Source organism: Altererythrobacter litoralis, from assembly GCF_036324225.1.
Classification (GTDB): Bacteria; Pseudomonadota; Alphaproteobacteria; order Sphingomonadales; family Sphingomonadaceae; genus Erythrobacter; species Erythrobacter litoralis_A.
The window spans coordinates 22,524-44,021 of the sequence record NZ_JAZDQV010000014.1 but is presented as its reverse complement, the minus strand read 5'-3'; the positions used below and the strand labels follow the sequence as shown (position 1 = coordinate 44,021).

The 21,498-nt window shown below is 63.6% G+C and carries 20 protein-coding genes; 9 read left to right on the top strand and 11 right to left on the bottom strand.

Annotated features, from left to right (window positions below; translation table 11 throughout):
- Window positions 1-144: 144 nt before the first annotated feature.
- Both VRS74_RS12175 and VRS74_RS12170 read right to left on the bottom strand, forming a co-directional pair.
- On the bottom strand, window positions 145-609 hold the full coding sequence (locus tag VRS74_RS12175; RefSeq protein WP_354145499.1) for a MaoC family dehydratase: 465 nt from the start codon (window positions 607-609) through the stop codon (window positions 145-147).
- 29 nt (window positions 610-638) lie between these two features.
- Complete coding sequence (locus tag VRS74_RS12170) at window positions 639-1,931, bottom strand: alkaline phosphatase family protein (protein WP_354145498.1); 1,293 nt, start codon at window positions 1,929-1,931, stop codon at window positions 639-641.
- A 477-nt stretch (window positions 1,932-2,408) separates the two neighbouring features.
- On the opposite strand from VRS74_RS12170, the gene VRS74_RS12165 reads away from it, so the two are divergent.
- Window positions 2,409-3,242, top strand: coding sequence for a hypothetical protein (locus tag VRS74_RS12165; RefSeq protein ID WP_354145497.1), 834 nt, complete (start codon window positions 2,409-2,411; stop codon window positions 3,240-3,242).
- On the opposite strand, the gene ychF is transcribed toward VRS74_RS12165, so the two are convergent.
- On the bottom strand, window positions 3,239-4,339 hold the full coding sequence (ychF, locus tag VRS74_RS12160) for a redox-regulated ATPase YchF (RefSeq protein WP_354145496.1): 1,101 nt from the start codon (window positions 4,337-4,339) through the stop codon (window positions 3,239-3,241). The two genes, VRS74_RS12165 and ychF, sit on opposite strands and share 4 nt — an antisense overlap.
- A gap of 132 nt (window positions 4,340-4,471) precedes the next feature.
- Between ychF and VRS74_RS12155 the strand changes: the two genes are divergently transcribed.
- Window positions 4,472-6,823 carry a zinc-dependent metalloprotease gene (locus VRS74_RS12155; RefSeq protein WP_354145495.1) on the top strand — a complete coding sequence of 784 codons (2,352 nt, stop codon included), beginning with the start codon at window positions 4,472-4,474 and terminating at the stop codon, window positions 6,821-6,823.
- 14 nt (window positions 6,824-6,837) lie between these two features.
- Here VRS74_RS12155 and VRS74_RS12150 read toward each other — a convergent pair whose 3' ends face one another.
- The 4 genes from VRS74_RS12150 to pth are packed head-to-tail and all read right to left on the bottom strand — an operon-like array spanning window position 6,838 to window position 9,715.
- A complete protein-coding gene (locus VRS74_RS12150) occupies window positions 6,838-7,833 on the bottom strand; it encodes an SDR family oxidoreductase (RefSeq protein ID WP_354145494.1) in 996 nt (331 codons plus the stop codon).
- A 30-nt stretch (window positions 7,834-7,863) separates the two neighbouring features.
- Window positions 7,864-8,382 (bottom strand): P-loop NTPase family protein, encoded by a 519-nt coding sequence (locus VRS74_RS12145; protein ID WP_354145493.1) that lies wholly within the window; start codon window positions 8,380-8,382, stop codon window positions 7,864-7,866.
- A 55-nt stretch (window positions 8,383-8,437) separates the two neighbouring features.
- On the bottom strand, window positions 8,438-9,088 hold the full coding sequence (locus VRS74_RS12140) for a hypothetical protein (RefSeq protein ID WP_354145492.1): 651 nt from the start codon (window positions 9,086-9,088) through the stop codon (window positions 8,438-8,440).
- 57 nt (window positions 9,089-9,145) lie between these two features.
- A complete protein-coding gene (gene pth, locus VRS74_RS12135) occupies window positions 9,146-9,715 on the bottom strand; it encodes an aminoacyl-tRNA hydrolase (protein ID WP_354145491.1) in 570 nt (189 codons plus the stop codon).
- A gap of 110 nt (window positions 9,716-9,825) precedes the next feature.
- On the opposite strand from pth, the gene VRS74_RS12130 reads away from it, so the two are divergent.
- Window positions 9,826-10,035, top strand: coding sequence for a hypothetical protein (locus tag VRS74_RS12130; RefSeq protein ID WP_354145490.1), 210 nt, complete (start codon window positions 9,826-9,828; stop codon window positions 10,033-10,035).
- A 76-nt stretch (window positions 10,036-10,111) separates the two neighbouring features.
- On the opposite strand, the gene VRS74_RS12125 is transcribed toward VRS74_RS12130, so the two are convergent.
- The 3 genes from VRS74_RS12125 to VRS74_RS12115 all read right to left on the bottom strand — a co-directional run bounded on the left by VRS74_RS12125 (window position 10,112) and on the right by VRS74_RS12115 (window position 12,716).
- Window positions 10,112-10,774, bottom strand: coding sequence for a 50S ribosomal protein L25/general stress protein Ctc (locus VRS74_RS12125; protein ID WP_354145489.1), 663 nt, complete (start codon window positions 10,772-10,774; stop codon window positions 10,112-10,114).
- Between the two features lie 137 nt (window positions 10,775-10,911).
- Window positions 10,912-11,790: a TraB/GumN family protein gene (locus VRS74_RS12120; RefSeq protein WP_354145488.1), complete on the bottom strand. Its 879-nt coding sequence runs from the start codon at window positions 11,788-11,790 to the stop codon at window positions 10,912-10,914.
- On the bottom strand, window positions 11,787-12,716 hold the full coding sequence (locus tag VRS74_RS12115) for a TraB/GumN family protein (protein WP_354145487.1): 930 nt from the start codon (window positions 12,714-12,716) through the stop codon (window positions 11,787-11,789). Before VRS74_RS12115 ends, VRS74_RS12120 begins: the two co-directional genes overlap by 4 nt.
- A gap of 172 nt (window positions 12,717-12,888) precedes the next feature.
- Here VRS74_RS12115 and VRS74_RS12110 point away from each other — a divergent pair, with 172 nt between their 5' ends.
- The 3 genes from VRS74_RS12110 to ppdK all read left to right on the top strand — a co-directional run bounded on the left by VRS74_RS12110 (window position 12,889) and on the right by ppdK (window position 18,645).
- Window positions 12,889-13,803, top strand: coding sequence for a glycine--tRNA ligase subunit alpha (locus tag VRS74_RS12110; protein WP_354145486.1), 915 nt, complete (start codon window positions 12,889-12,891; stop codon window positions 13,801-13,803).
- On the top strand, window positions 13,770-15,908 hold the full coding sequence (glyS, locus tag VRS74_RS12105; protein WP_354145485.1) for a glycine--tRNA ligase subunit beta: 2,139 nt from the start codon (window positions 13,770-13,772) through the stop codon (window positions 15,906-15,908). Before VRS74_RS12110 ends, glyS begins: the two co-directional genes overlap by 34 nt.
- Window positions 15,909-15,969: 61 nt before the next feature.
- On the top strand, window positions 15,970-18,645 hold the full coding sequence (gene ppdK, locus VRS74_RS12100; RefSeq protein WP_354145484.1) for a pyruvate, phosphate dikinase: 2,676 nt from the start codon (window positions 15,970-15,972) through the stop codon (window positions 18,643-18,645).
- On the opposite strand, the gene VRS74_RS12095 is transcribed toward ppdK, so the two are convergent.
- Window positions 18,642-19,391, bottom strand: a complete 750-nt coding sequence (locus VRS74_RS12095; RefSeq protein WP_354145483.1) for a methyltransferase domain-containing protein — start codon at window positions 19,389-19,391, stop codon at window positions 18,642-18,644. The two genes, ppdK and VRS74_RS12095, sit on opposite strands and share 4 nt — an antisense overlap.
- A 55-nt stretch (window positions 19,392-19,446) precedes the next feature.
- Between VRS74_RS12095 and VRS74_RS12090 the strand changes: the two genes are divergently transcribed.
- The 3 genes from VRS74_RS12090 (at window position 19,447) to VRS74_RS12080 (ending at window position 21,484) form a co-directional block, all read left to right on the top strand.
- A complete protein-coding gene (locus tag VRS74_RS12090) occupies window positions 19,447-20,289 on the top strand; it encodes a ComF family protein (RefSeq protein ID WP_354145482.1) in 843 nt (280 codons plus the stop codon).
- A 310-nt stretch (window positions 20,290-20,599) separates the two neighbouring features.
- Window positions 20,600-20,995: a phosphoribosyl-AMP cyclohydrolase gene (gene hisI / locus VRS74_RS12085; protein ID WP_354145481.1), complete on the top strand. Its 396-nt coding sequence runs from the start codon at window positions 20,600-20,602 to the stop codon at window positions 20,993-20,995.
- Window positions 20,996-21,025: 30 nt separating this feature from the next.
- Complete coding sequence (locus VRS74_RS12080; RefSeq protein ID WP_354145480.1) at window positions 21,026-21,484, top strand: MerR family transcriptional regulator; 459 nt, start codon at window positions 21,026-21,028, stop codon at window positions 21,482-21,484.
- Window positions 21,485-21,498: the final 14 nt, after the last annotated feature.

Here is a 21,498-nt window from a genome sequence, read left to right as displayed (position 1 = left end):
CGCCCACACGTTCATGTCCGCCATCTGCGTCGCCGCAACCGTCATCTTCTGGCTGCCGCAATGAGTCCTGAGCCTAGAACAAACCTTGAGAAAAGATACTATCAGGAGCCATCGGACGGCGGCTAACCACCCAATAGCAGACGTTTAATCCTCGATCGGTGCATCCGGGTCGCGCACCGCGATCAGCCCGTTCGACGTCATTTCCATCACGACGTCGCCATTCTGGTTGAACACGCGTGCGCGGCTCTTGAAGATCCCCATTTCGCGGCGTGACTTGCTGCGCCGCATCTCGATCACTTCGCTTTCGACCCGCAGGGTGTCGCCCGGATAGACCGGCTTCTTCCATTGGAGATTGTCGACCCCGGGCGAGCCGAGCCCCGCCTGCTTCACCGACTTCATATTCTCGACCATCATCGCCATGGTCATCGCGCAAGTATGCCAGCCGCTGGCGGAAAGCCGCCCGAAATGGGTTTTGGCGGCGGCCTCGTCATCGAGGTGGAACGGCTGCGGATCGTACTTTCGCGCGAAATCGAGCACTTCCTCTCGCGTCACTTCATAGTGGCCGAAAGCAGTTTTCTTCCCGATTTCAATGTCTTCAAAGTAGTTCATGCAAACCATCCGAGTTCAATCGTGGCAAGTTACTCACGCGGTAACAGCGCCGGCAGCAGCGGCGCTAGCACATCGCGCGATTGCTGCGCCCCTGGCAAGTGAAGCAGTTCGCGCAGCAGCGGCGCCACGACAGTGTTGTCGAAGGCGTCGAGCTTGACCCCGTGGCGGAACGCCGGGCCATTGGCGATGAACAGCGCAAGCATCTCGGGCGAGGCATTGTCATAGCCATGGTTGCCGCCGCTCCATTCACCGTTGGGCCGCGAGGTAGTGACGGTCCAGCCGGTTTCGGGCAGGCAGAAATAGGGCGGGATGCGGCGATGCGTTCCGTATTGGAAGCGCGCGGGCATTTCTCCCTTGCGCCAGCAGGTCATGTGCTCACGCGGCGCCAGTAGCACGGCCTCGAGCGCCGCTTCATTGCCTTCGGTCGGTTCAAAGCTGGCATAGGCGCCGCCCTCGACGAGGCGGTAGAGCGAAGGATCAAGAAAATCGTTGAGCGCGATCACCCGTTCGGAGCTGGTCGGCGCCATGCCGTGGTCCGATACGATCACGAGATTGGCCGGTTGGCCAAGCCGTGCAAGGCCATCGACCAGCATGGCGACATAGCCGTCGATGTCCTTCAGCCCGGCGTGCAATTCCTCGCTCTGCGGGCCAGAATCATGGCCCGAGGTGTCGATCGTGTCGAAATAGAGCGTAACGAAGCGCGGGCGGATATCCGCCGGGCGGCGCAGCCAGTCGAGCACGCTGTTGACGCGCTGTGTATTGTTCACCTGCATGCTGAACTGCTGCCAGTCCTGCGGCAGGATGCCATCCTGCACCGGGCCCCAGCCACGCGCTGTGCCGCCCCATGGAACAGCCGAGCCGGGCCAGAACATCGCCGCGCTGCGCACACCGGCTTCTTCGGCCTCGACCCAGATGGGCTTGGCGTCGCTCCACCACCGCGGATCGACCGTTGCCATGGTGAAGGTTTCACCCGGTCGGCCCGGGTCTTCCATCCGGTTGGCGGTGATGCCGTGGCGATCGGGCACGAGGCCTGTCACCAGCGTCCAGTGGTTGGGGAAGGTCTTGGTCGGGAAGGACGGGCGCATCGGCGCGCTGACGCCATGGCTGGCGAGCGCATCGAGAGTGGGGGTCCTCCCTTTGCCGAGATAGTCGGGGTGGAACCCGTCGATCGACACGAGGATGGTGACCGGCGCGCGCTCTTCCTGCGCGCTGGCGGTGCTCGCTGCCGGGATCGGCTCTGCGGCAAAGCCTGGCTGCGGTGTATTGACCGCCAACATTGCGGCAAGCGCCAGGGTCAGGGATTTCGCCAGCGCACGCATCATGCTTTCTCCGCGTCTCAATCGTTGAACTTGAACAGCATCACGTCGCCATCCTGGACGACGAGAGGCGCTCCTTCCTAGGCAAATGTTTCAGTACGAATAAGGTCACACCTGAAATTGGTGTGGATTTCAACTTTGGGCTGTGCGGTGCGGATTAGGGGGCGCAAGTGGCAAGCATCGCGCACTAGTACCTCAGCTCCTATCGCAGGACCGACGATTACAAGTGTAATTGGGATTACATCTGTAGTCCAAGGAGTTGGTCCGTGCTTCGTATTGCTTCCGTTGTCCTTGCTTCGGCCCTTGGTGGCCTGACCGCGCCCGCATTTGCGCAGTCTTGTCCCGAAATCGACGGATTGGAGCTGGCACAATTCCACTGCGCCATGACCGACCGCGGGCTCATAATTGCCGAAAGCCCTGTTCGAAACCCTTTTCGCCAGCAAGGCCGCGCCATATGCGATTGTCGACCGCACCGAAGGCGGCTTGAGCGGCGGTGACAGGCAAGCCCTGACGGCAGCGGGCTATCTGGCTATCCTTCCCTGGCTGTCCCCCGACGGCTTTCGCAACCAGATGTCGGCATCGGTGCGCCGTTCAATAGAGGCGAATACCTCGGCCCTGACGGAAGAGCAGCGTGAGGCCGCGCTGAAATCGGCACTCGCACAGCTTGAGAGCCGGTTGTCGGATTCAGCTGCCGCCGACCGTGACGCTACCGCCATTCCGCACGAACTCGGTCACATGTGGCTGATTCGCGCATTCTGGCCCCAGATGATCGAAATCGAAGGCGGTCATTACGGCGGTCCGGGCCCAGACTGGCTGGACGAACTTGCCGCCGTGCTTCACGAACCGGAAACGATGGCCGCACAACGCCGGGACCATTTCGCCAAGCGCCTCAATGCCATTCGGGCCGCGCAAGCGAAGGGCGAGGAGGTGACGGATGAACTGCTCGACCTGACGGCCTACCTCACGAAGGCTCACCCGGTTGGCGGAAATCCGCAGGAGTTGATGGCGCAAACTGGCGGCGCTCCCACCACGGGGGGAGCGACCATACAAGTGCTGACCGGGGCGGAAGCCCAGCGTGTGTCTGGCGACGGAAGCCGTTTCTACCTGCAATCGCGATTGGTGGCGGATTATGTGCTCGAACGCAGTGGTGATCCGGCGATCTTCGGCAAGATCGCCGCGGCTATGGCCAGCGATCCCGACTTCGGTGCGTGGCTGTCGGGCAATGGGCACGAGCACAATCTGCCCGGCTCGATCGCCGCGCTTGAGAAGAACTGGCTGGCTTGGCTGGATCTGAAATATCCAGCCGCGCCGAGCTAGACGTTGAACTTGAACAACATCACGTCGCCATCCTGGACGACATATTCCTTGCCTTCCTGGCGCAGCTTGCCGGCTTCCTTCGCACCCGCTTCTCCGCCCAGTGCGACATAGTCATCGTAGGCGATTGTTTCGGCGCGGATAAAGCCGCGCTCGAAATCGGTGTGGATCTCGCCTGCAGCCTGCGGGGCCTTGGCGCCCGCGGGGAAGGTCCATGCGCGCGCCTCCTTCGGCCCGGCGGTGAAGAAGGTCTTGAGGCCAAGCAGCTTGTAGCCCGCGCGGATCACGCGGCTGAGCCCGCTTTCCTCAAGCCCCAGCTCGGCAAGGTATTCGGCGCGGTCCGCAGGGTCCATCGCGACGAGTTCGCTTTCGATCGCGGCTGAAACCACCACCGCTTCGGCACCCTCGGCCGCTGCCTTGGCGAAGACGAGTTCCGAAAGGGCATTGCCCTTGGCGGCGTCTTCCTCGCCCACATTGCAGACGTAGAGCACCGGCTTGGCCGTGAGCAGCTGCGCCTGTGCGAAGACGCGCGCTTCTTCATCGTCTTTCGGCTCGGTCAGCCGTGCGGGCTTGCCTTCGCGCAGCAGCTCGAGCGCCTGGCCGAGGACCGACGCCATCAGCTTGGCTTCCTTGTCGCCGCCGGTCGCGCGCTTCTGCGCGGCAGGCACGCGCTTTTCGAGGCTTTCGAGGTCCGACAGCATTAGCTCGGTTTCGACCACTTCGGCATCCGTGATCGGATCGACCTTATTGGCGACGTGCCGGATGTCGTCATCTTCGAAGCAGCGCAGCACATGCACGATCGCGTCGACTTCGCGGATATTGCCGAGGAACTGGTTGCCCAGGCCTTCGCCCTGGCTTGCACCCTTGACCAGCCCGGCGATGTCCACGAACGCCAGCTGGGTGGGAACCACCTTGGCGCTCTTGGCGATTGCCGCGATCTTGTCGAGCCGCTCGTCCGGCACAGCGACCTGGCCAACATTCGGCTCGATCGTGCAGAACGGATAGTTCGCGGCCTGCGCGGCCTGCGTCTCGGTCAGTGCATTGAACAGGGTGGACTTGCCGACATTCGGCAGGCCGACGATCCCGCAACGGAAACCCATCGATAACTCCGGAATAAGTGATTGGCGCGGCCCTTAGCGTGTCGCGCGCCGATGTGGAAGCACAGGCTTGGCCATTTGCTCGACTTGCCGTTGCGACATGCTAAGCCTGCGGCAACTCAAGGGGAGTTCGTAATGAGCAAATCCATGATCGCACTGCTGCTGGCTTCGGCAATTCCGCTCGCTCCGGCGGCGGCGCAAGACAGCCTTGTTCCGGTTGCGGCCGATTTGCAGCAGGGCACGATCGAGCTGACGCTTCCGGCACCCGATAGCGAAGGCGTTGCCGCGCGCTTCCTCTATGTTGCGCAGATCGAGACAGGGGTAGGTTCGGCGGCGACCGGAGTGGACCGGGGCGCGCCGCTGCAAACGGGCATCCTCCGCTTCCGCCGCCTCGGCAAGAAGGTGGTCGCCGAGCTTGAGAACACCGGCTTCGTCGCGCCCGCCGGATCTGCGGCGCAGCAGCAGTCCGTCGCCAACAGCTTCACCAACGCCACCATGTGGGTGGGCGATATTGGCAAGACCGCCGCCGATGGCAGCTTCACCTTCGATTTCGCGCCTTTCCTGGCCAAGGATCATTTCGGTTTCGCGCGGCAATTGGGGAAGGGCTACAAGCTGGAAGCGGGCTATTCGCTGGCCGATCCGGCCAAAGTGAAGGCCTTCCCCGAAAATGTGGAATTCTCCGCCCTGCTGAGTTTCTCGACCGACAACGCGCCGCCCGAGCTGCGCAATGTTTCGCCCAATGGCAGCGATATCTCGCTGTGGGTGCGGCATTCGCTGGTGGCACTGCCGACCGAGCCGATGCCGCGCCGCACCGATCCCTATGGCTATACCTTCAGCACCCGGACTTATGACTTTTCCGCGCCGCTGGGCCGCTCGATGCTGGTCAAGCTGGCTGAGCGGCACCGCCTGGAGAAAGTCGATCCGTCCGCTGAGCGCAGCCCGGTAAAGGAGCCGATCGTTTACTACGTCGATGGGGCCGCGCCCGAACCGGTTCGGCAGGCGCTGATCGACGGGGTGGGCTGGTGGGCTGAAGCCTTCGAGGAAGCCGGATTTCTCGACGCCTTCCGCGTCGAAGTGCTGCCCGAAGGCATCGACCCGCTCGACATGCGCTACAACGTGGTCAACTGGGTCAACCGCGCAACCCGCGGGTGGTCCTATGGCCCCAGCATCGTCGACCCGCGCACCGGCGAAATCCTGAAGGGAAGTGTCATGCTCGGCTCGCTCCGCGTGCGGCAGGACATACTGATCTTCCAGGCGCTGATGGGAGCGGGGCTGACCGATAGCGGCCAGCCGGATGATCCGGTGAAAGTGGCGCTCGCGCGGATTCGCCAGCTTGGCGCCCATGAAGTGGGCCACACGCTGGGCCTGTCGCACAATTTCGCCGCAAGTTCGCAGGGGCGCTATTCGGTGATGGACTATCCCGCACCGCGCGTGGAGCTGGTCGACGGGAAGCTGACCATCGCCGATGCCTATGGCGTAGGCGTGGGCGAGTGGGACAAGTTCGCGATCCGCTATCTCTACGCCGCGAAGACCGATGAGGAAGCGCGCGCCATGGTGCAGGAAGCGCAGGCGCGCGGGCTTCGCTTCGTCGCCGACGCCGATACAGCGGGCACCGGCACCGCCAATCCGCAGGCTTCGCAGTGGGACGATTTCACCGATCCCGTGGCCGAACTGGGCAGGGTGATGGCGGTACGCCGTGCCGCGCTGGACCGCTTCAATGTCGATGCCATCCCCAGCGGGCAGGACATGGCGAGCCTGCGGCGCGCTTTCGTGCCAGTCTGGCTGCTACATCGCTACCAGGTGGTGGCCGCGGCAAAGGCGCTGGGCGGGGTTGTCGCGCCCTATGCACTTTCGGGCGACGCGGTTTCGGTCGAGCCGGTGAGTGCGGAGCAGCAGGAACAGGCCTTGGCTGCGCTGCTCGACGCGCTTTCGGTCGAGGCGCTTACTGTTCCGGCGCGATTGCTGCCGATCCTGTCCTACGCGCCAGGAACCGATTTCGACTATTCGACCACGATCGAAGTCATGCCGACCGCAGGCGGGCCGGTGTTCGATCCGCTGCGCGCGACCGAGATCGGCGCGGTGCATGTGCTCGACAATCTGCTCGATCCGCAACGGCTCAACCGGATCGACCTCCAGCGCGCCAATGGCATTGGCGGCCCTTCGCTCGACGAGGTGTTAAGCAGGCTGATTGTCCATGCCGACCAGGCTGCGGCATCGGGTGAGGCAGGGAGGCGGATCGCCACAACCATCGCGCTCGACCTTGCACGAACCACGCGCGACGGCGCGCTGTCGCGCAGCATCGCGCTGCAGATCGAGGGGAGGCTGGCGAGCTGGGCCGCCAAGCTGGCCAAGGCTCCGGCCAAGGGCGCGCTTGGCGACTGGCAGCGCGGGCTGGCCCTGCTGCTGCGCGACCGCACGGCGCTGGACGCCGCGCTCGCCGACAAGAACCTGCTGCCAGAAGTGCCGCCGGGCATGCCGATCGGCTAGCCCGGCGGAGCTTGTCAGACCCGGTGCACGGCGCGGATCAGCGGACCGGCGCCTGATTGGCCAAGCCAGCCGACCTGCACCTGCGCGCAAACTTCGTTGATCGATGTCTGCGGAATCCCGCCTGCAGAAACGGGCTGGCGCAGCGGGCTGGTACCGCGCGGCATGGCGGCCAGCTTCGCGATGGCGCGCGGGATGTCCATCGTGTCGGCGCTGCGGCCCGATCCGTCCTCGGTCCCCATCCGCGCAACCTGTTGCGGATAGCCGGCGGTGTGAATTTCCTCCGCCCGCGCCTTGAGCGCCGAAGTGTAGATGTTGCGGTTGACCCAAACCTTGGTCGGGTAACCGCCGGGCTGGATGATGGTGACGTCAATCTTGTGCGGCACCAGCTCATAGGCAAGCTGTTCGCTCATCGCTTCGAGCGCGAACTTGGTCGCCGAATAGTGCCCCGAATAGGGGGCGATCACGCGGCCGAGCTGGCTCGACATCTGGAAGATGTGCCCGCCGCCCTTCGCGCGCATGCCGGGCAGCACGGCCCGTGCCATGCGGTGGCAGCCCAAGACATTGGTGTCGAAGATCAGCTTGGTGGCTTCCATGTCCTGCACTTCGAGAGGAGACGTGATCCCGATGCCGGCATTGTTGACGAGCACGTCCATGCCGCCGCCATTTATCCGCTCAGCCTCGGCCACCCCGGCGGCGACCTGCGCATCCGACAGCACATCGATCTCGATCACATGCAGGTCGAGCCCTTCGTCGCTCGCCAGCTGGCGCAGCTCGTCCGCTTCGGGGCGGGGCAGATTGCGCATCGTGGCGAAAACGCGCGCACCGCGGCGGGCGTAATATTCCGCACCGGCACGACCAAATCCCGACGAAGTGCCGGTGATCAGGATCGCCTTGCCCGAAAGGTCCGGTTCGGCATGCACATGGTCGGGCTGGGCGAAGGAAGCGGTAGCGGCAAAAGCGCCGGTGGCTGCGGCGCCTGCAAGCAGGCCGCGACGATCGATTGATGGCATGGTCTCTCTCCTATTGGTGCAGCATAGCGCCTATCGGCGGGCAAGCGAGTCCAGCCAGCATTGCGCCTCGCGCGAGCTGCATAGCCGGACCATCTTGTCCCGATAGGGCCCTATCCGACCTTCCAACCTCCGCCGCGGACCGTGGTTCCAGCGCGCAACGTAAAGAAGGAAGGACAGGTCGAGCCGTTCCGGGCATCCCTCCGGCATATCCGGGCGAGCACGACCGCGCCAGGTCAGGATGCGCTTGAGCACCCGCCAGAAACACAGCGGGATCGGGTAATCGAGATAGACCACAGTGTCCGCGCCCGGCAGCCGCTCGTCCAGTGTGCCGCCATAGGTCCCTTCGATGATCCAGCGCTCGCCAGCCACGACCTCGCGCAACCTGGCGCGCAATTCCTCATCGGTCGATTCGATCCACCCCGGCTTCCAGTTCAGCCTGTCCATATGGAACAGCGGCAAGCCGGCCGCTTCGGCCAATGCGAAGCCGAAGGTCGACTTGCCGGCGCCACATGGGCCGACGATCAGGACACGCTGCAATGAATGCGCCATTCCGCCGCGCCTAATAGGAACGGATGCAGGCACCAATAGGCAAGTGAGGGCGCGCCTAACTCTCAGGTCCGATCGAGCGGATGATATTGCCCGTATCATCGAGGAAGTTGATCGAGCTGGTTCCGTCCCTGTCGACCTTGAGCATGATCCGCGGCGTTCCCCGCTCATCCTGCAGCATGATCACCGATGCGCGGTCGCGTGACTTGCCTGCGAACAGGCGCGGAGCGCCGCGAGCCATTTCGGTTTTGACCTGTGATTTCCCATCGACCTTCTCGAACATCGATTCGGCGGCGCGATCGGAAATGATGAGTGCCGCGATGTCGCGGTCGCCACTATCGTTCTGCAGCAATTGCAGGGTCTGGTCGTTCTCATAGCGGTCGAAGGTCAGGCTGGCCCCGGCATTGGCTTTCCCGTCGACCGACTTGCCGGCCCAGATAAGGCCTCCGTTCTCGGTTCCCTCATCATTGAGGAACAGCATCCCCGCGGCAAAGCGCCGATCCGGGCGCGCAATTTCTTCGCCCTTGTGGAACGAGCCCGGGAAACGGTCGCGGCCCGAAATCACCATGCGGAGGGTGCCGTCCGGCTCGCGGATGTTGATCCGCTCGACGTCAATGGTCGAAAAATGCTGCGGTTTTGCAGCGGCAGTCAGCGCCACCGCCATTCCCACCAGTGCCGCACCCGTGACGATCCCCTGCCAATAGCTCATTTGACGCCTTTCCTGTGTTAATGACCCAACACAGTAAGACGGCAGGCAGCGGCAACGTCAATCCTGCATGCGTACTGCTACATCGCTCATGAAGCGGGCGTCGTCGCCCTTTGCCAGCCAATCCGCTTCGGCGGCGATCGCGCCGAGCATGTCGACAAGGTCGTCCTGCTCGCTCTTGGCATAATTGCCTAGGACATAGCCGGTCACGCGATCCTTGTGGCCGGGATGGCCGATACCGATGCGCACACGGCGGAAGTCGGGGCCCAGGTGCTGGTCGATCGACCGCAGGCCGTTGTGGCCCGCAGTGCCGCCGCCCTGCTTCACCTTCACCTTGAACGGCGCGAGGTCGAGCTCGTCATGGAACACGGTGAGCGCATCGGTGCCGAGTTTGTAGAAGCGCAGCGCCTCCGCCACGCTGCGGCCGCTTTCGTTCATGAAGGTCGCGGGTTTGAGCAGCAGGATTTTCTGCGTGCCGATGCGGCCTTCCTGCGCCCAGCCCTGGAACTTCTTTTGCACCGGGCCGAAATCATGCATGTCCGCGATAACGTCGAGCGCCATGAAGCCGACATTGTGCCGGTTCATCGCATATTTCGGTCCGGGATTTCCGAGGCCTGTCCAGATTTGCATCTGCGCGCCCTAGCATATGGATCGAAAATGCAAACCGCCGTTCGGAATGCCGATTGTCCGGTAAGGCAGAGCGAAGTAAATGCTGCGCTGGACGAAGGGGGCAAGGCTCGATGAAGCGATCGAAAATCTGGATATGGGCGGCAATTCCGATGCTGGGCGCTTGTGCAACCAGCAATCCCGGTTGGACCGGCGATGGCGCGGTGCCCTTCGATACAGCGCATGCTGCGTGCGAAACGGCGACTACGGGGATCGAAAGCGAAGAACTGCGATACCAGCAGATGACCGAATGCATGGCCGGGAAGGGCTGGTCCAGGGGCTGAGCCGCAGCCGTAGAAACCAAAACGCCGGCCCATTTCTGGACCGGCGCCTTGGTGATTTCGCAAGAGAAGCGGAGGATTATTCCTCGGTCGCTTCCTCTTCGCCGCCCTGTTCGGTGGCGGGCACTTCGGCAGCGGCTGCTGCAGTCGAGGTATCGCCTTCGGCCTTCTTGAGCGCCGAGGGGGCAACCAGCGTAGCGATCGTGAAGTCGCGATCCGTGATCGCGCTTTCGCTGCCGGCGGGCAGGGTCACTTCGCTGATGTGGATCGAATCGCCCACATCCTTGCCGGTGACGTCGATCACGATTTCGCTCGGGATCTTGTCCGCTTCGCAGATCAGGTCGAGTTCGTGACGCACGATGTTGAGAACGCCGCCCTTCTTGAGGCCCGGGCTCTTTTCTTCGTTGGAGAAGACCACCGGCACGTTCACTTCGACCTTGGCGTCCTTCGAAAGGCGCAGGAAGTCGACGTGGGTCGGGCGATCGGTGACGGGATGGAAAGCGACATCCTTGGGCAGGGTGCGCACGCTCTTGCCGCCGAGTTCGATCATCACGATCGAGTTCATGAAGTGGCCGGTGCCAAGCTGGCGGACCAGTTCCTTCGCCTCGACGTGGATCATCGTGGGTTCTTCCTTGCCGCCGTAGATAACGGCGGGAACACGGCCATCGCGACGCAATGCACGGGAGGCTCCCTTGCCAGCCCGTTCGCGCGCTTCGGCCGGCAGGTTCAGAGCGTCGCTCATGTAACTTACCTTTCGAATTGCTTTGAGTTTGTCATTTCGCGCGCCACACCTCCAGGGATGACCATGACGCCCAAGCGCGGCCCTTTAGGGGGCAAAGCGTCGAATGGCAAGCGTGGATTGCCTCGGCGCGCGCGGCCTTACTGCAGGCGGCGCACGGTATAGCCGCGCTGCTCCAGCAAGGCGGCGAGGCCATCGGGCCCGACGAGGTGCGCCGCACCCACTCCAACCAGCGGGCGCGGCTTCTGCTTGAGCATGGCGTCCAGCTGGGCAACCCAGTCCCGGTTGCGTCCGACCAGTAAGGCCTGGCGCAGCTCGCGATCGGCGAGAATGCCCGTTTGAGATGCTTCGACCAGCGCATCCTCGTCGCCCGAAAGCCATGCGCGCCTCAGGCGGTCCGGATCCTCGTCACGCTTCTTCGTTTCGGCGATTACGCCCGAGAGAAGGTCCGACTGGTCCTGCTCCGGCAGCTGGTCGAAAATGCCCAGCTGCCGCTCCGCGCCTTCGAGTTCGCGGATTTCGCTACCCTTGAAATCGGCCAGCAGAGCGCGATCGGCACCATGCCGCGACGAACCGTCATCGTCTACTTGCGCCAGCATCAGTGCCACCGCCCAGGTTTCGATTCCGGCGAAATCGCCGGGCGAATAGCCGCCACGCTCGATCAGTGCGAAGAGGTCCGGCCGGTGTTCGGAGTCCACCCGCATGCCGATATCCGGCTGTTCGGGTGAGCCTGCGAGATCGGCGAAGACCTTGCCGATTGCGGCATTGTCATCGAGCGCGGCAATTTCGACCACCAGCAGGTCGGCCTTGTCGACCACGCTGTCGAGTTCTTCGGTGCGCCATTGCACACCGCCGGGCAGCGAATGGATCGTGCCGAACAGCCAGCCTTCCACCGCGCCGTCCTTGCCCGTCACTTCGTAGAGAACGGGAGATGCATCGCTCCCACCGCCTTGCGGTTCCTGCCCGCATGCGGCCAGCGCTAGCGCGCCGATCAGGGGCAGGAACCGGCACGGGTTCACTGAACGCGAACCGTCTCGATGCCGAGCGCGCTCAAGGCGTCCTGCACGCTTTCCTTGCCTGCAAGGTGCCCGGCGCCCACTGCCACGAAGACCGTGCCGGGCGTTTCGAGCCGCGTATCGATCCATTGCGCCCAATTGCGGTTGCGCGAATAGAGCAGGGCATCGGCCACTTTCGGATCGGTCAGCCCTTCGTTCATCAGTGCGGCCAGTGCATCGGCATCGCCTTCGAGCCATTCGGCCACCATCTTGTCGAGCATGGGCTTGATCTCGTCGATCCCGGCCGAAGCCTCGACCAGGAAATTGACCTGCGATTCCTGCGGCAGCTGGTCGAAGATGCCGATCTGGAAAGCGATGGTTTCGAGAGCCTGCTGGTCCTTGTCGCCCGCCTTGGTCAGGATCACCTTCTCCACCCCGGCATCGGGCGAATAGCCTTGCTGCAGCAGCGGCAGCATCGACATCATCATGCCCGCATACCACGGCTCGAAGCGGTCGAAGGCGGCGGCCGGAATGCCGAGCTTGCCCATCGCGGCTTCGTAAGTCGCGGTCTGCTCGGGGTTCAGGAGGCTGCGCAGCGTGGTCTCCGCGGGCAGGATGCCTTTGGTCATCACCAGCTGCTGCATTTCCGTGGGCATCTCGGGCGTCATCTTGATCTCGGTGACGACGCTGTCGGATGAAACCAGCGCGTTTTCGAGCACGCTCGACGACCATTCGACATCCTTGGGCAAGGCGTGGACCGTGCCGAAGAGATAGATCGTGGTGTCCTCGTCTGCGACCTTCCACAGCGCGGGGCCGGTGGGGGTGCTCGCCTCGACGCTGGTTGTCGCTGCAGCTGCGACTTCGGCTTCCTGCCCGGCGAACGCGGGAGCGGCAAAGGCAAGTGCGGACACGCCAAGTGCGGCGAGGACTTTGCGAGGGGTCAGTTTCATCGATGGTCCCGTGATTGGTTCGTGGGTTTCGCGAATGCTAGTCCTAGGATGGCTGAACCATCAATGAAAAGGGTTTATGCGCCGGTCGTAAACGGTTTTGGGGCAGCTGCGCTGCGCAAATGCCGCACTGCGGCATTGACGGTGGGCAGGGGCTGCGCCATGGGCGCTGCCCATGAGTTTCGAACCGCCCAAACGCGATCCCAAGCGCTCCTTCCAGGACATGATCCTGGCGCTCCACGATTATTGGAGTGCGCAGGGCTGCGTCGTCCTGCAGCCTTATGACATGCGGATGGGAGCGGGCACCTTCCACCCTGCAACCACTTTGCGCGCGCTGGGCCCCGAGCCGTGGAACGCGGCTTTCGTCCAGCCTTCGCGCCGCCCGACCGACGGGCGCTATGGCGAGAACCCCAACCGGCTGCAGCATTATTACCAGTACCAGGTGATCATGAAGCCGAGCCCGCCGGACTTGCAGGAGCTCTATCTCAAGAGCCTGGAAGTGATCGGGATCGACCCGCTCAAGCACGATATCCGCTTCGTCGAGGACGATTGGGAAAGCCCCACGCTGGGCGCCTGGGGCCTTGGCTGGGAAGTGTGGTGCGACGGGATGGAAGTGACCCAGTTCACCTATTTTCAGCAGATGGGCGGGTTCGACTGCAAGCCCGTGGCGGGCGAGCTGACCTACGGGCTTGAACGGCTCGCCATGTATATCCAGGGCGTCGACAATGTGTACGACCTTGCATTCAACACGCAGGGCGTCAGCTATGGCGACGTGTTCCTCGAGAACGAACGCCAGATGTCGAAGTGGAACTTCGAAGTCGCCGACACCGATGCGCTGTTCGATCTGTTCAACAAGGCAGAGGCGGAATGCCGCAACTGCCTGGCAAACGACGTTCCGATCGCCGCCTATGAGCAAGCGATTGAAGCCAGCCACGTCTTCAACCTGCTTCAGGCGCGCGGCGTGATCAGCGTGCAGGAACGCGCCAGCTACATGGGTCGCGTGCGCGACCTCGCGCGCTCGTCCTGCGAGAAATATGCCGAGAAGATGGCGCCCGAATGGCAGGCCAAATATCCGGAGTGGACGCTGTGAGCAGGGACTTTCTTCTCGAGCTGCGCAGCGAGGAAATCCCTGCGCGGATGCAGGCCGGCGCGCGCGCGGAGCTGGAAAAGCTGTTCCGCCGCGAGATGGAGGCCGCCGGTGTCGCTATCGGCGACATTTCCGTCTGGTCGACGCCGCGCCGGTTGGCTCTGATCGCGAAGGGGCTTCCCGAAGCCACCGAAGCGGTGAGCGAGGAGGCCAAGGGCCCGCCCGAAGGCGCGCCCGATGCTGCGATTGACGGCTTCTGCCGCAAGAACGGCGTTGCGCGCGACCAGCTGGAGCTGCGCGACGTCAAGGGCCGCAACACCTGGTTCGCGGTGATCGAGAAGCCGGGCAGGGCGACCAAGGACGTGCTGGCCGAAGCAATCCCCGCGATCATTCGCGATTTCGCGTGGCCCAAGTCGATGCGCTGGGGTGCTGCTTCGCTTTCGACCGAGAGCCTGCGCTGGGTGCGCCCGCTTTCGGGCATCGTGGCGCTGCTGGGCGGTAAAGTGGTCGAATGTTCGGTGGGTAATGTTGCCAGCGGCAATGTGACGCTCGGGCACCGCTTCCATTCGCATGGCGAGATCGCGATTTCGGGCGCCGGGGACTATCTCGACAAGCTGCGCGTCGCCCATGTCATCGTCGACCATGAGGAACGGCAGGACATGGTGCGCGAAGGCGCTCGCAAGGCCGCCGCCGATGCGGGGCTGACGCTGGTTGAGGACGAGGGGCTGGTGGTCGAGAACGCCGGGCTCACCGAATGGCCCGTGCCGCTGCTCGGCCGCTTCGACGAGAGCTATCTCGACGTTCCGCCCGAAGTGATCCAGCTCACCGCGCGGGTGAACCAGAAATACTTCGTCTGCGAAGACAAGAACGGCAAGCTCGCTAACGCCTTCGTCTGCACCGCCAATATCGCGGCGGACGATCCGGCGGTAGTGGTCGACGGCAATCGCAAGGTGCTCGCCGCGCGGCTTTCCGATGCGCGCTTCTTCTGGGAACTCGACCAGAAGACCAGCCTCGAAGATCACGCGAAGAAGCTTGAGCGGATCACCTTCCACGAAAAGCTGGGCACGGTCGCCGACAAGGTCGAGCGGGTGGCCAAGCTGGCGCGTTGGTTGTGCGAGGAAAAGATCGTCGACGCCGATCCGACTTTGGCCGAACAAGCCGCGCGCCTTTGCAAGGCCGATCTCGTCACCGAAATGGTCGGCGAGTTCCCCGAGTTACAAGGCCTGATGGGCGGATATTACGCTGAGAAGGAAGGGCTGCCGCAGGAAGTCTGCGACGCCATCCGCGATCACTACAAGCCGGTCGGGCAGGGCGACGAGGTTCCAACCGCACCGGTGACTTTGGCGGTGTCGCTGGCCGACAAGCTGGACACGCTCCGCAGCTTTTTCGCGATCGACGAGAAGCCCACCGGCTCCAAGGATCCGTTTGCCTTGCGCAGGGCGGCTCTCGGTGTGATCCACACGGTCCAGGCCAATAACCTGCGTTTCGGTGTGGCTACAGGCGATTTGCTCGATTTCTTCGCCGATCGCCTCAAGGTCCAGCAGCGCGAGGCGGGTGTCCGTCACGATTTGATCGATGCGGTCTTTGCGCTCGGCGGCGAGGATGATCTGGTCCGCCTGCTCGCCCGCGTGAAGGCCCTGCAGGGCTTCATCGGCACCGAGGATGGCGCAAACCTGCTCGCGGGTTACAAGCGCGCGGCCAATATCCTCAAGAAGGAAGACTGGCACGGGATCGAAGGCGAGATCAGCCGCACTGGCGAGGAAGACCCGCTGGCGGGCGTCGACGACCCCGATCTTGCGCCTGTGATTGCCGCCAAAATGGCCGAGCGGCACGCGAATGAGCTTTCCTACACGCCCGAACCTGCGGAAAAGGCGCTGGTGGATGCGCTCGATACAGCCGAACCCAAAGCCGCCGCTGCAATCGCGGGTGAGGACTTCGAAGGCGCGATGGCCGCGCTCGCAACCCTGCGCGCTCCGATCGATCGCTTCTTCGATGAAGTCACAGTTAATGCCGATGAAGAAAACAAACGCGCGGCAAGGCTCGACATGCTGCTGCGCTTCCGCGATGCGGTGCACCGCGTGGCGGACTTCAGCCGGATCGAGGGATGAGTTTTTTCCCTCAATAAAGTGTCGCATGTGTCGCATGCGGGCCTAGCGAAGGGATTGCACATTGAAGACGGTCTACACATTCGGAGGCGACCCGGTCCTTGGGCAGGATCATTCGGACCCGCGCCAGAAGGACAAGACCGTTTCCGGCGGCAAGGGCGCGAACCTTGCTGAAATGGCCAGCATCGGCCTGCCGGTGCCCCCGGGCTTCACCATCACCACTGAAGAATGTGTGAAATATCTTCAGGAAGGTGCTGATTTTTCTGACGATCTGCGTGCGCAGGTTGCCGCGGCGCTGGCCCATGTCGAAGCGACAGTGGGCAAGAAATTCGGCGATGCGGGCGATCCGCTGCTGGTTTCGGTCCGCTCGGGCGCGCGTGTCTCCATGCCCGGCATGATGGATACGGTGCTCAACCTTGGTCTCAACGATGCCACGGTCGAGGGGCTGGCCACGACTTCGGGTGACGAACGCTTCGCTTGGGACAGCTATCGCCGCTTCATCCAGATGTATTCGGACGTGGTGCTGGGGCTCGATCACGGGCTGTTCGAGGAAGCGCTCGAAGTGGCCAAGGAAGACAAGGGCTATTACGCCGATACCGAAATGGAAGCGGAAGACTGGCAGGCGCTGGTCGGCGAATACATGGGTATTGTGCAGCAGGAGCAGGGCGCCCCGTTCCCGCAGGATGTGACCGAGCAGCTGTGGGGTGCGATCCGCGCTGTGTTCGACAGCTGGGATAGCGACCGTGCCAAGGTCTATCGCCGCCTCAACGACATTCCGGCCGATTGGGGCACTGCGGTGAACGTGCAGGCGATGGTGTTCGGCAATATGGGCGACACCAGCGCCACCGGCGTCGCCTTCACCCGCGATCCGGCGACCGGCGAGCGCGCCTATTATGGCGAATACCTCATCAACGCGCAGGGCGAGGATGTGGTGGCGGGCATCCGCACGCCGCAATATCTCACCCGCGCCGCGCGCGAGAAGGCCGGAGCCAAGCCGCTGAGCATGGAAGAGGCGATGCCCGAAGCCTATGCCGAGCTGGCTCGCGTGTTCGACCTGCTCGAGCGCCACTATAAGGACATGCAGGACATCGAGTTTACCGTCGAGCGCGGCAAGCTGTGGATGCTGCAGACGCGCAGCGGCAAGCGCACCGCCAAGGCGGCGCTGAAGATGGCGGTCGAGATGGTCGGCGAAGGGCTGATCGACGAGCGCACCGCGATCCTGCGGGTCGACCCCATGGCGCTCGACCAGCTGCTCCACCCCACGCTCGATCCCAAGGCGCCGCGCGAAGTGCTGACCAGCGGCCTTCCGGCCTCTCCGGGTGCGGCTTCGGGCAAGATCGTGCTCGATGCCGACACCGCCGAGACCTTCGCTTCGCGCGGGGACAAGGTGATCCTGGTGCGGGTCGAAACCAGCCCCGAGGATATTCACGGCATGCATGCGGCGCAGGGCATCCTGACCGCGCGCGGCGGGATGACCAGCCACGCGGCGGTGGTAGCACGCGGCATGGGCCGCCCCTGTGTGTCGGGCGCATCGGCGGTCTCGATTGATCGCGCCAGCAAGACCCTGCGGATCGGCAATCGCGAACTGCGCGAAGGCGATGTCATCACTATCGACGGCAGCAACGGGCAGGTGATGGCGGGCGAAGTGCCCACTGTGGAGCCGGAATTGGTCGGCGATTTCGGCACGCTTATGGAATGGGCTGATGCGCATCGCCGCATGAAAGTGCGCACCAATGCCGAAACCCCCGCCGATTGCCGCATGGCGCGCCAGTTCGGCGCGGAAGGCATCGGGCTGTGCCGCACCGAGCACATGTTCTTCGACGCACGCCGGATCCGCGCGGTGCGCCAGATGATCCTTGCGGAGGACGAGAAGACCCGCCGCGCGGCGCTGGCCAAGCTGCTGCCCGAACAGCGCGCCGACTTCCGCGAGATCTTCGACGTGATGTCGGGCCTGCCGTGCACGATCCGCTTGCTCGACCCGCCGCTTCATGAATTCCTGCCGCATGCGGATGAGGATTTCGCCGAGTTGGCCGATGCCACTGGGCTGGGGGTGGACCACCTCAAGCGCCGCGCAGCCGAATTACACGAGTTCAACCCGATGCTGGGCCATCGCGGTTGCCGGTTGGGGATCACCTTCCCCGAAATCTACGAGATGCAGGCGCGCGCGATCTTCGAGGCCGCATGCGAAGTGGCCAAGGCGGGCGGTGCAACGCCGGTGCCGGAGATCATGGTGCCGCTGGTGGCGACCAAGCGCGAGCTGGAACTGCTCAAGGCTCTGATCGACCGTGTGGCGAAGCAGGTGTTCGAGGAAACCGGATGCCCGGTCGAATACCTTGTCGGCACGATGATCGAGCTGCCACGCGCCGCGCTGATGGCGGGCGAAATCGCGCAGGAAGGCGCCTTCTTCAGCTTCGGCACCAACGATCTGACGCAGACGACGCTAGGCGTGAGCCGCGACGATTCGGCGCGCTTCCTTGCGCCCTATGTCGAGAAGGGGATTTTCCCGCGCGATCCGTTCGTCAGCCTCGATATCGAAGGCGTCGGCCAACTGGTCGAGCTTGCGGCGGAGCGGGGCAGGGCGACCCGGCCCGACATCAAGTTGGGCATCTGTGGCGAACATGGCGGCGACCCGGCGAGCATCGCGTTCTGCGAAAAGGTCGGGCTAGATTACGTGTCGGCCTCTCCCTATCGCGTGCCGATTGCGCGGCTTGCAGCCGCACAGGCTGCGCTGAAAGGCTAGCGCCAGCCGGTTAGAGTCAGGATCTGGAAGGTCTCGGCGACCTTACCTTCCTGGTCCTTCATCGCTTCGAGCGCGGCTTTGGCGCGCGCGAGTCCGGCCTTTCCTACATAGGGGGCGGGCGATACCAGCACCGAAGTGAGCGCCTGCTCGCGCAGATCGGTGATGAGGCGGTCGAATGAGCGGTAACGAACCGTCATCCGGTGCGTGTCGACAACCTGCTTGGCGAAACCGGCGCGCTGCATCAGCGCCGCTGCCGCGCGGTCGTCGATCTGGGGATGGAGCCGTGCAGCGGGGCGCTCGCCATCGGCGGCGAGCATCACTTGCCGGAGCGCGCTGAGGCTGCCCGCGCCCGGGAATTGCGCGATCGCCAGTCCGCCCGGGGCGAGCGCATTGCGCAGGTGGAGCAGGGCGCCGGGCAGGTCGTTGACCGTGTCGAGCCGCGCGTGGCTGACGATAAGGTCGTAGGGAGCGCCGACGATCGGCTGCTCCTCGTCAGGTGAGGTAGGGGTAGCGACGTCTGCGACTCGAGCCTGGAGTTGTGCAGCGAGTCCCTCGGCCGCATGACCTGTCACCAGTGCCCGCGCAGGTTCGAAGCGCATGAAGTCCAGCCGTTCGAGGACGTCGCGTTGCAGTTCCTCGTAGAGCCAGTTCGCCGCGCCTTCACGCGTCGCCAAGGCCTTGGCACGCGCGGCTCGTGCATCGCGCCGCTTGCCGGCGAAGATCTGGGGAACGCGAGGCTGGCTCATCGCCCAGCGCAGTGCCCCGCTTGCGCCCGCGGTGCAAGAGGTGCAGCATGGCGACATGGGTCGCGCAGAGGAATTTTCTGCATCGCTTTCGCGCGTTTTCGCGCCGCTGATCGATCTTGTGTACCCGCCGCGATGCCCCTTGTGCGGGGTTGCTATTGCCGAGAATGGCGGACTGTGCGGCGGTTGCTGGGCGGAACTGGTGATTCCCGGCGAACCGGCATGTGCGACGTGCTCGCGGCCATTTCCGTCGGGCATGGCAAGCGCGACCGCGCAATGCGCCGTCTGCCTGCACGATCCTCCTCGCCATGCGGGGATTGCCGCGGCGACGCTGTACAACGATGCTTCGCGGAGACTGATCCTTGCCTTCAAGCATGGGCGCAAGATTGCGCTGGCAGGGCAATTGGGGCGGCTGATGGCCGCGAAGCTGCCCGAGGCGGGCGAGGTGCCGCCGTTGCTGGTTCCCGTTCCCTTGCACCGCTGGCGCTTATGGCGCCGAGGGTTCAACCAGGCGGCGCTGCTTGCGCAGGAGCTAGCGCGACATGGCAAGGGCGAACTGGCGGTCGATGCGCTGGTGCGGCGCAAGGCGACGCCGATGCTTGGCGGGATGCGGCGCAAGGCCCGCCAGCGGGCACTCAGCGGGGCGATCGAAGTGCCGCGACGTCGCGCGGCGCTGGTCAATGGCCGCGATGTGATCCTGGTCGATGACGTGCTGACGAGCGGAGCCACGAGCAGCGCCTGCATCGCCGCGCTGCTCAAGGCCGGAGCCACAAGCGTTACAATCTGCTGTTTTGCAAGGGTGCTCGACGAGTCGTTTCAGGGCCGTGCCGCGGCAACTTCAACGGATCAGGGCCCGGAAAACATAACGCCCGGGATCGATATGATCCCGGGCGCCACGTGACGAATTAACGCGAACCCGCTTCCAGGAAGCTAAGGTGACCTCCCCCTTGATGGCCACCCGGGTTCTATCCCTCATCGTTTTTCCGGAAGCGCTCAACCCTAGTGGAGAGCGGCGTCCCGGGTACCCCTGAACCTGGCACTTTTGCTGTACCGGTGTTCGGTTGGCGAGCTATGCCCGCGGCCCGATTGGTCTCATTCAATTGCCATTCTTCAAAGTCTGAATCCGCTTCATCATGGATTTTGACCGTCATCTGTGGTTATCCTGCAACAAATCATCGCGCCTAACTACCTGTTCATCGAAGGAATCCCGAGTGTCCCACGCAGACCCCGGTGCTGACGCGGCAAATGAACCGCGCGACCAGACTCTAAAATTCCTGCCCAAATTCGATTCGGCCGGCCTGCTGACCGCAGTGGTGACGCATGCCCAAAGCGGCGAAGTGTTGATGGTCGCGTTCATGAATCGCGAAGCGGTCGAGGCCACGCGCGAAACGGGAATTGCACACTTCTGGTCACGCTCTCGCCAGTCGCTTTGGCGCAAGGGTGAGACTTCGGGCAATGAATTGCGGGTCGTCGAAATCCTGGTGGATTGCGACCAGGATGCGCTGGTCGTGCGAGCGGAACCCGCCGGTCCCACGTGCCACACCGGAGCGCGTTCGTGCTTTTTCCGGCGGTTGGAAGGTGACACTCTCGTAAGGGTCAATTCTTGACGCTAACGTAAAGGTAAGTTAGTGCAGGGCATGGCCAGCCCAGCAGCAAATCCGCAACCTGAGAATGACGAGCCCCGGCACGGAGGTGCGCATCTCGATCGTCCTGACAAGCATGAGCGCGAGCAGTATACTATTTCCGACCTGACCTCGGAATTCGACTGCACTGCGCGCGCATTGCGTTTCTACGAAGACGAAGGCCTGATTTCGCCCCAACGGGTAGGCCTGACACGCGTCTATTCGAAGCGCGATCGTGCCCGGCTTGCATGGATCATGCGCGCGAAGAACGTCGGCTTCAGCCTGACCGAAATCCGCGAGATGATCGATCTCTACGACCTGGGGGATGGCCGCGTCGAGCAGCGCCGTGTTACAGTCGAGAAATGCAAGGCGCATGTCGCCAAGCTCAAGCGCCAGCGCGCCGATATCGATTCCTCGATCAAGGAACTGAGCGGCTTCATCCGCATGGTCGAAGAGCTCGATCCGGGCCGCTGAGGCCCACCGACACA

Excerpts from the sequence above, each read along its gene's own strand:
- VRS74_RS12115 (WP_354145487.1), bottom strand. The coding sequence starts at position 12,716 with ATGAAACTGACCCCTCGCAAAGTCCTCGCCGCACTTGGCGTGTCCGCA.
- VRS74_RS12150 (WP_354145494.1), bottom strand. The coding sequence starts at position 7,833 with ATGCCATCAATCGATCGTCGCGGCCTGCTTGCAGGCGCCGCAGCCACC.
- VRS74_RS12145 (WP_354145493.1), bottom strand. The coding sequence starts at position 8,382 with ATGGCGCATTCATTGCAGCGTGTCCTGATCGTCGGCCCATGTGGCGCC.
- pth (WP_354145491.1), bottom strand. The coding sequence starts at position 9,715 with ATGCAAATCTGGACAGGCCTCGGAAATCCCGGACCGAAATATGCGATG.
- ychF (WP_354145496.1), bottom strand. The coding sequence starts at position 4,339 with ATGGGTTTCCGTTGCGGGATCGTCGGCCTGCCGAATGTCGGCAAGTCC.
- VRS74_RS12095 (WP_354145483.1), bottom strand. The coding sequence starts at position 19,391 with ATGAGCCAGCCTCGCGTTCCCCAGATCTTCGCCGGCAAGCGGCGCGAT.
- VRS74_RS12080 (WP_354145480.1), top strand. The coding sequence starts at position 21,026 with ATGGCCAGCCCAGCAGCAAATCCGCAACCTGAGAATGACGAGCCCCGG.
- VRS74_RS12140 (WP_354145492.1), bottom strand. The coding sequence starts at position 9,088 with ATGAGCTATTGGCAGGGGATCGTCACGGGTGCGGCACTGGTGGGAATG.
- VRS74_RS12155 (WP_354145495.1), top strand. The coding sequence starts at position 4,472 with ATGAGCAAATCCATGATCGCACTGCTGCTGGCTTCGGCAATTCCGCTC.
- VRS74_RS12130 (WP_354145490.1), top strand. The coding sequence starts at position 9,826 with ATGAAGCGATCGAAAATCTGGATATGGGCGGCAATTCCGATGCTGGGC.
- glyS (WP_354145485.1), top strand. The coding sequence starts at position 13,770 with ATGGCAGGCCAAATATCCGGAGTGGACGCTGTGAGCAGGGACTTTCTT.
- VRS74_RS12090 (WP_354145482.1), top strand. The coding sequence starts at position 19,447 with ATGGGTCGCGCAGAGGAATTTTCTGCATCGCTTTCGCGCGTTTTCGCG.
- VRS74_RS12175 (WP_354145499.1), bottom strand. The coding sequence starts at position 609 with ATGAACTACTTTGAAGACATTGAAATCGGGAAGAAAACTGCTTTCGGC.
- VRS74_RS12170 (WP_354145498.1), bottom strand. The coding sequence starts at position 1,931 with ATGATGCGTGCGCTGGCGAAATCCCTGACCCTGGCGCTTGCCGCAATG.
- VRS74_RS12125 (WP_354145489.1), bottom strand. The coding sequence starts at position 10,774 with ATGAGCGACGCTCTGAACCTGCCGGCCGAAGCGCGCGAACGGGCTGGC.
- VRS74_RS12110 (WP_354145486.1), top strand. The coding sequence starts at position 12,889 with ATGAGTTTCGAACCGCCCAAACGCGATCCCAAGCGCTCCTTCCAGGAC.